The sequence below is a fragment of the Enterococcus larvae genome, from assembly GCF_017830045.1.
In the GTDB taxonomy this organism is placed as follows: Bacteria; Bacillota; Bacilli; order Lactobacillales; family Enterococcaceae; genus Enterococcus_L; species Enterococcus_L larvae.
In genome coordinates, this window is record NZ_JAEDXU010000002.1 from 373709 (window position 1) to 387181 (window position 13473).

General features: G+C 41.1%; 12 protein-coding genes. All 12 read right to left on the reverse strand.

Annotated elements, in window-relative coordinates; genetic code table 11:
- Positions 1 to 54 precede the first annotated feature (54 nt).
- Positions 55 to 930, reverse strand: coding sequence for an aldose 1-epimerase family protein (locus I6N96_RS05790; RefSeq protein ID WP_209556567.1), 876 nt, complete (start codon positions 928 to 930; stop codon positions 55 to 57).
- 9 nt (positions 931 to 939) lie between these two features.
- Positions 940 to 1731: a GTP-sensing pleiotropic transcriptional regulator CodY gene (codY, locus tag I6N96_RS05795; RefSeq protein WP_209556568.1), complete on the reverse strand. Its 792-nt coding sequence runs from the start codon at positions 1729 to 1731 to the stop codon at positions 940 to 942.
- Between the two features lie 20 nt (positions 1732 to 1751).
- Positions 1752 to 3152 carry an ATP-dependent protease ATPase subunit HslU gene (gene hslU, locus I6N96_RS05800; protein ID WP_209556569.1) on the reverse strand — a complete coding sequence of 467 codons (1401 nt, stop codon included), beginning with the start codon at positions 3150 to 3152 and terminating at the stop codon, positions 1752 to 1754.
- A 14-nt stretch (positions 3153 to 3166) separates the two neighbouring features.
- Positions 3167 to 3715, reverse strand: coding sequence for an ATP-dependent protease subunit HslV (gene hslV, locus I6N96_RS05805; RefSeq protein WP_209556570.1), 549 nt, complete (start codon positions 3713 to 3715; stop codon positions 3167 to 3169).
- Between the two features lie 25 nt (positions 3716 to 3740).
- Complete coding sequence (xerC, locus tag I6N96_RS05810; RefSeq protein ID WP_209556571.1) at positions 3741 to 4640, reverse strand: tyrosine recombinase XerC; 900 nt, start codon at positions 4638 to 4640, stop codon at positions 3741 to 3743.
- A gap of 322 nt (positions 4641 to 4962) precedes the next feature.
- Entirely contained in the window at positions 4963 to 6276 is a 1314-nt protein-coding gene (trmFO, locus tag I6N96_RS05815) for an FADH(2)-oxidizing methylenetetrahydrofolate--tRNA-(uracil(54)-C(5))-methyltransferase TrmFO (RefSeq protein ID WP_209556572.1), read from the reverse strand.
- 163 nt (positions 6277 to 6439) lie between these two features.
- A complete protein-coding gene (gene topA, locus I6N96_RS05820) occupies positions 6440 to 8518 on the reverse strand; it encodes a type I DNA topoisomerase (RefSeq protein WP_209556573.1) in 2079 nt (692 codons plus the stop codon).
- A 209-nt stretch (positions 8519 to 8727) separates the two neighbouring features.
- Entirely contained in the window at positions 8728 to 9603 is an 876-nt protein-coding gene (gene dprA, locus I6N96_RS05825) for a DNA-processing protein DprA (protein ID WP_209556574.1), read from the reverse strand.
- Positions 9604 to 9672: 69 nt separating this feature from the next.
- Complete coding sequence (gene rnhB, locus I6N96_RS05830) at positions 9673 to 10440, reverse strand: ribonuclease HII (RefSeq protein WP_209556575.1); 768 nt, start codon at positions 10438 to 10440, stop codon at positions 9673 to 9675.
- Complete coding sequence (gene ylqF / locus I6N96_RS05835; protein WP_209556576.1) at positions 10430 to 11293, reverse strand: ribosome biogenesis GTPase YlqF; 864 nt, start codon at positions 11291 to 11293, stop codon at positions 10430 to 10432. The genes rnhB and ylqF overlap by 11 nt, the downstream gene beginning before the upstream one ends.
- Before the next feature lie 13 nt (positions 11294 to 11306).
- Entirely contained in the window at positions 11307 to 11858 is a 552-nt protein-coding gene (gene lepB, locus I6N96_RS05840; RefSeq protein ID WP_209556577.1) for a signal peptidase I, read from the reverse strand.
- Between the two features lie 22 nt (positions 11859 to 11880).
- Positions 11881 to 13308 carry a S41 family peptidase gene (locus I6N96_RS05845; RefSeq protein WP_209556578.1) on the reverse strand — a complete coding sequence of 476 codons (1428 nt, stop codon included), beginning with the start codon at positions 13306 to 13308 and terminating at the stop codon, positions 11881 to 11883.
- Positions 13309 to 13473 lie beyond the last annotated feature (165 nt).

A 13473-nucleotide genomic window follows, 5' to 3' on the forward strand; every position in this document is an offset into this window, starting at 1 on the left:
GTCGTGCATACTAGCCGATCTCTAGGAGGCAGATTTTTTTCTTCGTTACTCTTTTTATTTTACATGGATTGCATAATTTGTTTTGAAAAGCCCTTCTGGCGCTAAGCGATTGATAGCGAACTTTTTGATTAGCTCTCCGGTACTACCCACTTTATCAGCGATTCCCCACCAAGGCTCAATACAGACGAAAGGAGCTTCGACCCCATATGGAGACCAAATACCGACAAAAGGAATATCATCATAGCTTAAGCTAACACTATGCTTGCTCTTATCACTTTTGAAGGAAATCTCAGTTTTTCCAGGTGTTTCATAAATCAACGCATCCTTTTCAAAAAGACTGCGTTTCAAATCATAATCAACACTTGTTTGGCCAAGAGTTTTATGCTCCAAATCGACAAATGGGCCTTCTAACGGCAGCTGGATTCTATCGACCTTTGGTTCAAAGGACAGGTAGTAGTCCGTAAATGACAACTGATCTTCTATTGGAATATTGAAGGCCGGATGACCGCCGATTGAGAACAGCAGCTCTTCTTTACCAGAATTGATTACCTGATAACCCACGATGATTGCTGACTCCTCTAGCTTATAAGTCAGAACCAGCTCAAAATCAAAGGGATAGATTTTTCTTGTTGTTTCACTGCTCTTCAGAGATAAGGAAATCATCTCATCTCCTTTTTCGATCACTTCAAATACCTGATCGCGGGCGAAACCATGCTGTCCCATGGGGTAAGTTTTCCCTTGATAACTGTAACGACCCTCTTTTAAGCGTCCGACAAACGGAAATAGTACAGGCGCGTGTCTTCCCCAAAATTCTGGGTCTCCCTGCCAGATATATTCAAGTCCGCTTTCTTTGGACTTCAAGCTGATCAATTCAGCACCTTCTTCAGCAATCGTTGCAATAAGCTGATCATTTTCAATAATAACGGTCATTTTTCTTCCCTACTTCCGCTTTTTGTCCAGTTCTTTGATAAACTGTTTATTCAATATTTTCAAGTAAGTCCCCTTCATTCCAAGTGAACGTGATTCAATGATTCCTGCTGATTCCAGCTTTCGAAGTGCATTGACAATCACAGAACGGGTAATACCAATTTCATCTGCAATGCTTGAAGCGGTCAAACGACCCTCGTCTCCTTCTAAAGCATTAAAAATAGCCTGTACAGCCTTCAACTCACTGTATGAAAGAGTATTGATGGCCATCTGAACAGCAGTAGCACTGCGGACCTCTGCTTCTATACTGCGTGATTTCTGATAAAGAATCTGCATTCCGACTACTGTTCCGCCATATTCAGCAAGAACAAGATCTTCATCCGCAAAGGACTCCTCCATTCGTGCTAAAATGATTGTTCCCAGACGTTCCCCTGCACCGTAAATTGGAATAACTGTTGTCAATCCATTCGGATATTCTTCTCTCAGTTCAACAGGAAAAGCAGTAAGATCACTATTGATTGGGATATTCGCTTCTGTTTTTTGCAGTACGGCAACCGCATCTGTGTAGCTTTGGGGAAATTGCTTCTCTTCAAACATGTGCTTCACACGTGCGTTATTCACATCCAGCTTCTCGTTATACCCCAACAGCTCCCCATTGCTGCTGATAATGTAGGCGTTGCTTACTAGGATATCTCCAAGAATTGTTGCCATTTTACCATAGGGCTGATCAGCTTCCAAATCAAACGTATTTTTCTGCTGAAGCAAACGGTTGATCTGGCGTGTTCGATCCAATAATGTTTCCATTTTTTGTGCTCCTCTTCTTTTTATAGAATGTAACGACTTAAATCTTCATTTTTCGCTATATTATCCAGTTTTTCATCAACATAAGCTTCTGTTATTGTTATTTCACCCATTTGCATATCAGGTGCTTCAAAAAGTAGTTCTTCCAACAGACGCTCCAAAATCGTGTGCAATCTTCTGGCACCAATGTTATCTGTATCGCTATTAACTTCGAATGCTATTGTTGCGATTCGCTCGATTGCTTCCTGAGTAAAGGTTACCTTCACGTTTTCAGTACCAATCAATGCAATATATTGTTTGATCAGCGCGTTGTTTGGCTCAGTCAGAATACGAACGAAGTCTTCCGCTGTAAGATCTTCCAGTTCAACACGAATCGGGAAGCGTCCTTGAAGCTCAGGGATCAAGTCACTAGGTTTAGCTAAATGAAATGCTCCGGAGGCGATAAACAAGATATGATCTGTCTGGATCACACCGTATTTTGTATTGACCTGTGAGCCTTCAACGATTGGCAGGATATCCCGCTGTACACCTTCTCGGGAAACCTCTCCTGAATTTTGTTGGTTTTTTGTGGTGATTTTATCAAATTCATCAATGAAGATGATTCCACTTGATTCAGCCAGTTTGATTGCTTCGCTGTGAATGTCTGCATCATTGACGATTTTTGCTGATTCTTCCTTCACCAGCAGCTCCTGTGCTTCTTTAACAGAAACTGTTCGCTCTACCTTCTTCTTAGGAGAAAGTGCACCCAAGGTTTCATTCAGATCAATTCCCATTTGTTCCATCCCGGCATTCATTGTTGGCATAGTCTTCTTTGGTTCATCGATTTCAATCGTTACTTCACGTTTATCAAGAAGACCTCGTTCCAGCTGATCAAGGACTGTTTTACGATTGACCTTGATTTCTTCAGTTACTTCTTCCTGTGATTCCTCAGGCTGTTGCTGTGCATTGAACATTTTCATCATCTGATCGAATTGGTTGCCAGACTGCTTTTGTTCCTTCTTGATACCAGGAACCAGTGCTTTTACAAGTCGTGCATTGGCACGTTTCAAGGCCTGCGAATAGACACTGCTGTATTGCTGCTTCTCTACGATTTTGATGGCATTTTCTACTAAGTCTCTGACCATAGATTCCACATCACGACCAACATAGCCCACTTCGGTAAATTTTGTGGCTTCCACTTTGATAAAGGGTGCATTAACAATGCTTGCAAGACGTCTGGCGATTTCTGTTTTACCTACTCCTGTAGGTCCGATCATCAACAGGTTTTTCGGTGTCACATCCTGCTGCATCTTTTCGTCCAGCTGCAATCTGCGGTAGCGATTTCTTAAAGCAACAGCTACTGATTTTTTTGCATTGGTTTGTCCAATGATATATTCATCTAATTCCTTGACGATTTCTCTTGGTGTTTTATTTAATTCATTCATATTCGATCCCTCATTTATAATTCTTCTACGATGATATTATGATTGGTGAAGACACAAATATCGGCGGCGATATTCAACGCATTTTCTGCGATTTCCTTCGCTGACATTTCTTTGTCTCCGTACCTTTTCATCGCTCGAGCAGCGGACAATGCAAAATTGCCGCCTGAACCAATTGCCAGGATGCCGTCATCAGGCGTGATTACTTCTCCAGTACCTGAAACAAGAAGCATCTCTTTTTCGTTCATCACGATCAGCATAGCTTCAAGCTTCTGCATAGACTGTTGTGTTCGCCATTCCTGAGCCAACTCAACTGCTGCACGTGTCAGGTTTCCATTATATTCATTGAGTTTTCCTTCGAATTTCTCTTCTAGTGTAAATGCGTCTGCGACACTACCGGCAAAGCCGACAACGACTTCATCATTATAGATTCGGCGTACCTTCTTCGCACTGCCCTTCATAACAACAGACTCTCCCATTGTTACTTGACCATCACCGGCCATGGCAAACTTGCCATCTTTTTCAACTGCACATATTGTTGTTGAATGAAACTGTGATTCTACCATTATATTTCCTCCTTAACATCCTCCATTACGCTCGAGGATGAAATGTCCGATAATTCTTTTGTAAGCTTTCTCTTGTCACATGAGCATATATCTGCGTTGTTGACAGGTTCGCATGCCCTAGTAATTCCTGAACCGTTCGCATATCTGCACCGTTATTCAACAAATGTGTGGCAAATGTATGACGCAGCATATGTGGATGAATGTCTGAACTTAAGCTGCTTTTTTTAATAAGCTGGTTCAGTACATACTCGATTCCCTTCGGAGTGATTGGATCACCACGATGATTGACAAAAATATATTGATGGTCTTTTCCATACTTCTCCATCAAGGGTTTGCGTCCGTTTTCCAGATAATCAGCCACAGTGTCTGATGCAAAAGAACCAAACGGTACGTAACGATCTTTTCCTCCCTTTCCGGTGATAAACAGCGTACTCATCGAAAAATCTACCCGCTCTATCGTCAGCGTTGCACATTCACTCAAACGAATTCCTGTGCCGTAAAGGATTTCCAAAAGAGCGCGATTCCTCAATTCTAATGGCTTGTCCCCCTGTGCACTGTCGAATAATGCCGTCATTTCCTTCTCATAAAAGAATCGCGGCAACCGCTGCTGCTTCTTTTTCAGATGAACATAAGAAAATGGATTCTCTTCGATCTGCTCATTTTTTAAGAGAAATTGATAAAAAGAACGCAGACTTGCTACCTTGCGCCCTACTGAATTCCGACTATACTGCTTATCGTAAAGCTCTCCCAGATAAGTTCGCACGTCCAGATGATCGATCAATAGATAATCAGCATCTCCGGATTTTTTTAAGAAATCCAGAAAATGGGTGAGATCATTTTTATAAGCGATCTTTGTTTTTTCGGAGTAACCACGCTCAACAATCAAATAATTGAAGAACAATTCCGGCCAATTTTTTTCTGTCATGAAACCCCCTCCAGTAATTACATTGTTACTGTAGCATAACAATTTTCAAAAAACAAACGAATTGTCAGAATTTAATCAATATTTCTAAATTTATTCACAATTCAATCGTTTTTCCTGCGAATCCTCTATTTATCTTTATGAAAACTTAGTAAAAATAGGCATGAGACTGGCTGGATTATTATCCGAATTCAAGAAATTTCTTCATGTACAACCATCTATTCCATCGCCTTATTTGCCCTTATAATGCTGTATCTGCTCTTGTTCATCGTTAAAGTCCAGATAAAAAGAGCCATAGCATTTACTTGCCATAGCTCTTATATCTCTAACTGTTTTTCAATTCTGCAATGATTTCTTTTTGCGCAGATAATGCTCTTTGTGCAATTGCTTCGTAGCGTTCCTTCTTATCCTTGATTCGCTTCGGCATTTCAGGGAATAATCCAAAGTTTGCGTTCATCGGCTGGAAGTGTTTGCCTTCTGCATGTGTAATGTAATAGGCCATGCTGCCCATTGCTGTTTCTCTTGGCAGAACAATAGGTTCCTCTTCTTTTGCTAGACGAGCTGCATTGATACCTGCAACCAAGCCGCTTGCTGCACTTTCAACATACCCCTCAACACCTGTCATTTGACCGGCAAAGAAAAGATCATCACGTTTTTTTGATTGATACGTAGGCTGCATCAGCTCCGGAGAATTCATAAAGCTGTTACGATGCATTACACCATAACGAACAAACTCAGCATTTTCAAGACCTGGAATCATTTGGAAAACACGTTTCTGTTCGCCCCATTTCAAATGAGTTTGGAATCCAACAATATTATACAAAGAAGCCGCTGCATTGTCCTGTCTTAATTGAATCACTGCATATGGACGTTTACCTGTCTTAGGATCTTCTAAGCCAACAGGCTTCATTGGGCCAAACAGCATCGTTTTGATTCCGCGTTTTGCCATCACTTCAATAGGCATACAGCCTTCAAAGAATTTTTCTTTTTCAAAGGTTTTAAGAGGCACAACTTCTGCTGTGACTAAAGCCTCATGGAAACGGTTGAACTCCTCTTCTGTCATCGGACAGTTTAGATAGGCTGCCTCTCCCTTGTCGTATCTGGATTTCAAATAAACTTTGTCCATATCGATTGTAGCACGATCAATGATCGGTGCTGCAGCATCATAAAAGTAAAACCCTTCAGAGCCGTTGAACTCTTTGATTTTTTCTGATAATCCTTCTGAAGTTAATGGTCCTGTTGCAATAATCGTGATTCCTTCAGGTATATCCGTGATTTCTTCATTCTTGATAGTGATCAGTGGATGATTCTTGATTCGTTCAGTAATCATTTTTGAAAAGCTGTCACGGTCAACGGCCAGTGCACCGCCAGCTGGGACAGCTGTTTCATCAGCTGAGCCAATAATGATTGAATCCAGTTGGCGCATTTCTTCTTTCAATACACCGACAGCGTTCGTCAAGCCGTTTCCACGCAAGGAATTAGAACAGACTAATTCAGCAAATTCTTCTGTTTGATGAGCCGGCGTATTTTTGACTGGACGCATTTCATATAGTGTGACTGGAACACCTGCTTGAGCAACTTGCCATGCTGCCTCACTCCCGGCAAGACCTGCTCCAATTACTGTGACTGTTTTTACCATATTCATCCTCTTTCTTCAAAAACAGCTTGGAGCTGTGACATAGATATGCCGCAGCTCCTTGAAACCACATAAGCAATGGTCCAATTTTATCATTGCAGCTGCTCATTATTACGGAGATGCGCAAGTATTGGATAGTCTATAGTGGTTTTACTGTTTGATTGGTTTATTTTTGTACGTTTTCTTCGTAATCGCCATTGATACAAACAACCTGTTTGCCGCCTTTGACTTTCTTCTCAACAAGATATTCTTTACACTTCGGACAGTTTCTGCCGATTGGCTTATCCCATGAAGTGAATTCACAATCAGGGTAGCGACTGCAGCCGTAGAAAATACGATTTTTCTTAGACTTACGCTCAATGACCTGTCCTTCATGACAAACCGGACAAGTTACACCTATTTCTTTAACAATTGGTTTGGTGTTGCGGCAATCAGGGAAATTACTGCAGGCATAAAACTTACCGTATTTTCCAAGCTTGATAACCATCGGATGACCACATAGATCACAATCAAAGCCGGCTGGCTCATCCTTGATCTGGATTTTCTCGATTTTTTCTTCAGCAACAACCAATTCTTTCTCAAAAGGCTTATAGAACTGATCGATGACTTCGATCCATTTTTCTTTCCCCTCTTCCACGTGGTCAAGGTCGCCTTCCATTGATGCAGTAAAGTGCACATCAACAATTTTCGGGAAGAACTCAACAATTAAGCCATTAACGATTTCTCCCAGCTCTGTTGGTTCAAAACGTTTATTTGTCAGCTTCACATAATAACGACGCTGGATTGTTTCCAATGTCGGAGCGTAGGTAGATGGCCGTCCAACTCCGTTTTCCTCTAATGTCCGAATTAGTGTTGCTTCACTAAAACGAGCAGGCGGTTGAGTGAAATGCTGTTTCGGCTCAATATCTACGGCTAGTACAGTATCGCCTTCAGCCATGTCAGGAAGAATGTTTTCTTTGTCTTCTTTCCCATCATCTCGCCCTTCAACATATACTTGCATAAAGCCTTTGAATTTTATCTTCGAACCATTGGCAATAAAAATCACACCGTTTTGCTTTAAGGTTACCTTCATTGTATCTAAAACTGCCGGTGTCATTAAGCTGGCAACCATTCTTGACCAAATTAGGGTATAGAGTTTCAATTGATCTTTATCCAAATACTGCTTGACCTCGTCCGGTGTTCTCAGCACACTGGATGGACGGATTGCCTCATGGGCATCCTGAGCTCCCTGTGCATTCTTTGCCTTACGAGCACCATGTGCTGAATACTCTTTTCCATAAGTCTCTTCAATGAATTGAGCAGCCTCAGCTTTGGCAGAATCAGCCAGTCTAGTAGAATCCGTACGCATATACGTAATCAAACCAACTGTTCCCTGCTTCCCTAAAGCAATTCCTTCATAGAGCTGTTGTGCTACCATCATTGTTTTTCTTGTACGGAAATTCAGCTTTCTAGCAGCTTCCTGTTGCAAGCTGCTGGTAGTGAATGGCAGTGCCGGGTTGCGCTTTCGTTCCTTTTTCTCAACTTTGGCAACGTCATATTCTTTGCCGTCGATACGGTCAGTGACTTCCTTTACTGCTGCTGGGTTCGGTAGTTTTTTCTTTTTGCCGTCTAAGCCCCAGAAGTTTGCTTTAAATTTTTTCTTACCTTTTTGGAAGTTTCCATCAATGCTCCAGTACTCTTCGGGAACAAACTTTCTAATTTCCTGTTCACGGTCAATGATGATTTTTAATGCAACAGACTGGACACGACCTGCACTCAGTCCCTTTTTGACTTTTCTCCAAAGGATCGGGCTGATGGAATAACCTACGATTCGATCCAATACTCGTCGTGCTTGTTGAGCATCAACCAGATCAAGGTTGATGGCACGCGGTTCTTTAAAAGCTGCCTTTACAGCTTCTTTAGTGATTTCATTAAAGACTACACGGTTTTTATCATTAAGATCCAATCCTAGCAAATGAGAAAGGTGCCAAGCAATGGCTTCCCCTTCTCTATCCGGATCGGCTGCGAGATAAACTTTCTCTGCTTTTTTTGCAGCAGCCTTCAATCCTTTTATAATATCGCCTTTTCCTCGAATCGAGATGTAATGAGGCTCATAATTATTCTCAAAATCAATACCCATCTTACTCTTTGGTAAATCACGGATATGACCAACACTGGCAACTACTTTATAGTTTCTGCCTAAATATTTTTCAATGGTTTTAGCTTTTGCAGGTGATTCCACAATTACTAGATATTTATACGCCATTCAATGTGCGTCTCCTTTCAACTTTCCTGTTTCTACTATTATAAAGAATTCATAGCACAAAAAGTGCCTTTTGTTTGTACTGTAGATAAAGAAAATAAATTTATCCTTTATCGCTTTAGTAAGATTCATATATATGTATAGTATAAACTCACAAATCGTAGTTCATCATATCTATTCATTTTGCGTTTGTCAAGGATTGATAGTAATAACTAATAAAAAAAATTCATTTGGCTAAGGATATCATGGGGAGAAAAAACGGAAATTGCTCCTTCTGAAATCAACGTATGGCCGCCTTCGGAGTGAGGGAGAAAAATATTTCCGGGAACAACGAATACTTCCCTTCCATACTCTAATGCTGCCTGTGCAGTGATCAATGAACCGCTGTTTTTACTTGCTTCTACGAGACAGGTACCACTACTTAAACCAGCGATGATCCGATTTCTCATAGGAAAATGGTGTTTCTTTGGTGGTGTACCATTAGGATATTCACTTAGGATCAGGTGTTCTTTTGCCATTTTATTATGTAGGAAGGTTGTTTCTTTAGGATAACATCTATCCAGTCCTGTTCCAATCACGCCGATCGTATTTCCCTTATTCTTGATGGCTTCTTCATGACAGCTGCTGTCGATGCCCCTTGCCAGACCACTGACAATAGTGATCCCCGCCTCTGTAAGGGCTGGAATGAATTCCCGAACAATCTGAAACCCATATGGAGATGCTGCCCTGGCTCCGACAAAAGATAACGCTCTTGTTTTTAAAAGTTCAGGGTTACCACGATAAAATAAGAGAGCTGGACAATTATAGATTTCTTTCAAGTTACTTGGGAAGTCATCATCGAGGATCGTCAAAAACTGATGCTCCGACTGAAATATTTCCAACTGCTCTCTTGACTGCCGCAGCTGTTCCCATGAATGGATGAATATAGCTTCATATTTATTGATATTGCCAATACGAATCAACTCATCCTTTGTAAAGTCTATATATTCTTTTTCCAGGATAAATCTCAAAACTTTCAATATTCCCAAATTTCCAATACCCTGGCAGTTCGTTAATAGAAACAACAGATTTTTAATTTCTTGATCCATAAAAAAACCTTCCTTTCAAATACTTTCTCAAAGTAGTATTTGCAAAAGAAGGCTCATCTCATTTTATTATTAACAAAAATCTTTTACTGGTGCAAAGGTTTTTCGATGGATTGGACAAATTCCAATCGCTTTGATTCCCTCAAGATGTTCCTTTGTTCCATATCCGGCATTTCTTTCAAAACCGTATCCGGGAAACACTTTCCCATAGTCTTCCATCAATCTATCTCGGCAAACCTTTGCCACAATGCTGGCAGCTGCAATTGAGATAGAGCGAGCATCTCCTTTGATCAGCTTCTTTTGGGGAAGCTTGATGTCAAGCTCCATTGCATCAATCAAAAGATAATCAGGAGTAAAATCGAGATCCTCAACAGCAATCGTCATCGCCTTTTTACTAGCCTGATAAATATTGATGCGATCGATTTCTTCGTGACAAACCACACCAATACCAATGGCAACAGCATTTGCTTGAATCTGCTCATACAACTCATCTCTACGTTTTGCTGAGAGCTGTTTAGAGTCATTCACACCTAAAAGTTCACAATTTTCAGGTAAGATGACTGCAGCAGCAACGACCGGCCCCGCTAAAGGACCTCGCCCGACTTCATCAATGCCGGCAATCATCCGATAGCCTTCGTTTCTTGCTTCGTTTTCAAAGATAGAAAGCTCCTTTAATAAAGCGTGCTCCTTTTCCAGCTTCAGCATTTTTCGTTCCCATTGAGTCAATGCCTGCTGTACTCCTGAACGTTCATCCTGTTGCCAGATAGCCAACCGACTATCCTCTCTGGACTGAATCCCTTTCAGTGCATCTTTGATTTCCTTGATTGACTCATGCTTCATCCTCAATTGCTCCTAACTCTTCCCAACGATCCAAGGTGTATGTGCCTAGCTTCCCACTACGTATCTCTTGAACGATCATCTCACTGGCACGGTCATAATCATCCTTGAACCCTCTTTTTTTACTGATAAGCATCAACAGCTCAGCTGAAGGCAGAAAAAGATCCTCTTCAGAAACCTGATAACGCTCCATCAAGCGTGTCGGATAAAAGCGGGCAAAGAATTCCAACCCAAAAATCGCCAAATCATCAAAATGCAGCAGCTGGTCTTTGATTGCACCTGTCAGTGCCAATTTTTTTCCGATTCTAGGATCTTCAAATTTTGGCCATAAAATCCCAGGTGTATCCAGAAGCTCAAGTTCTTTTCCGGATTTCAGCCACTGCTGTCCTTTGGTTACCCCAGGCTTGTTTCCTGTTTGTGCAATTTTTTTGCCAACCAATCGATTCATCAATGTAGATTTTCCTACGTTTGGAATCCCAATGCACATTGCTCGAATTGCTCGAGGTTTCAATCCTCTTCGTTTATCCCGCTCGATTTTCTCTTTCAGCGCTTTTTTCGCTTCGTGAACAATTTTATTTGTTCCCTGACTTTGCTGTGAATTGATGATCAGTGTGTGGAAGCCTTTTGCTTGGAAGTACTCTTGCCATTTTTTACTTTGCTCAGGATCGGCTAAGTCGCCTTTGTTCAAAAGCACGAGGCGCGGCTTTTGTTGTACTATTTGATCCATCATAGGGTTTCTTGATGATAGGGGCAATCTGGCATCTACTAGTTCAAAAACGATATCTACAAATTTTATTTTTTCTGATACTTCTCTGCGAGCCTTGGCCATGTGGCCTGGAAACCATTGTATTGTCATTTCATTCACCTATCTAATTAATAAATTTTATGTGTTTTAGAGGATAATATACAAATACGGCTTTTCCAATGATGTATTTGCTTTCCACCGCACCAAAAGAACGGCTATCCTTGGACATTCGGCGATTATCTCCTAACACGAAATAGCTATCTTCCTCAAGTATATCCTGGTTGATCAAATCCGAAAGTTCGAAATTTGTCGTGTACGGGTTGGTATCGTATTGCTTCGACTTGTTATTTTTTAAGAAGGGTTCTGCTGTTTTTTCTCCATTGACATACAGCTGGTCATCTTCATATCTGATAGAATCTCCCGGCAGACCAATCACTCTTTTTACATAGATTTCTCCATCTGGCAACTGAAAAACAATCACATCAAAACGCTTGATCGATGTATATTTTTCCATCAAAATCATATCGCCCTGACTAAGATTTTTTTCCATTGAACTCCCATCTATAGGCACAGGAATCAAGATAAAGCCTCTTATTATAAACAATAGAACCAAAGAAGGTATCAGTAATTTTATAAAAGAGATAAAATGCCCGATATATTTCTTCTTTTTCTCCATTCGTCTGTCACAACCTCTTCGTTTATTTTGACAAAAGCTCGATTGCTTGTGAATATGCCGGATCAGTTTCTAAAATTTTACTTCTCAACAATGCTTCAATGACACTTGCAGTTTGATCATCTACCTGACCGGTAACAGAAAGATCATACGTTTGCTGTACAGAAGAAACAGCTTCTTTAGTCTGTTCATCAAACATAGATGAATCACTTACTTCATAATCCAAGGCCTTCAGCATTTTATTCAAGTTAGCAACAACATCTGAGTCATCTCCTACTTGCAGGATATTGCTCCTTGATATTGGCGAAAGATAAGCATAATCTGGGTAATCTGCTTCAATTGTCGGTGCTAACCCTTCTTCGTGAACCCAGTTTCCGTCAGGAGTCAACCACTTCAGTATGGATAGCTTCATACTGGTCTTTTCCCCCAAGTCCTTCACTGTCTGAACAGTTCCTTTTCCATAGGTTTGTATTCCGACGATTTCCACACCTGCTGATTCTTTTAAAGCCGCAGCAAATATTTCCGAAGCGCTGGCACTACCGCCATCAACCAAAACAACTACAGGTTCTTTTACTTTGAAGCCGCCGTCCAAATCAGAAGAGGCTTTGTGCTCCAGTGTATTTTTACCTTTATCTTCGAACTGAACGATTACATCGCCATCTTTCAAAAACATGCTGGCCATTTTCTCTACTTGATCCAATAATCCCCCCGGATTTTGTCGAAGATCAATAACAAAGGATTCTGCGCCTTCTTTTCTTAAGTCTTTGACTGCACGCTGCAGCTCTTCGAAGGTCTTGCCGCCAAAGGAAGCTATGCGGATATTGCCAATAGTCGGCTCTTCCGTATCAAGCGCAGCACTGACAGTAGTCAATGGAATCGTGTCTCTGGTAATGACAACATCAAATACCTCGCCATCTCTATCGATCGTCAGCTTCAGCTTACTGCCCTTTTCCCCGCGTATTTTCTTGACTGATTCAGACAAGCTTTCCGCTGCAATTTCCTCGTCGTCAATTTTTATAATCGTATCATTTATTTTCAGACCGGACTTTTCTGCCGGCGAGCCCTCTATAGGTGCTTCCATGACCTTCAGTAAATCATTTTGTCTGCCTAGTGTAGCGCCAATTCCTTCAAAACTGCCGGAAACATCATCATTTAATGCAGAAGTCTCGTCTTCTTTCAAATAAGAGGAATAAGGATCATCCAATGAATCGATCATTCCCTGAAGTGCGCCTTCCACTAATTCTGATCTGTCAATTTCCCCTACATAGCCTTGAAGAATATCATCATACAGCTCATGAACTTCTTTCAATTCCGCAACCTCATGGGTCTGGCTGGCAACATAAGAAGTGTAACGATGGTTAAAATAGGCATAGCTTCCTCCCCCGACAATGACAGCTGTGCATAAAATCGAAATTATATATTGATGGTACGGGATCAGGTGCTGCTTTTTCATTTCATTTCTCTCCCTGCCTGCTTCTTTACTTTAAACTCGAGTGTGTTTAAAAGCTCTGATGAAATCTGAATGTTTCAGCGTATTTTATGAATATCTGAACCCAAAACACAGCTTACATGGTACATCTGCATGATGCTTATTCCACACTATTAGTGGAATAATATC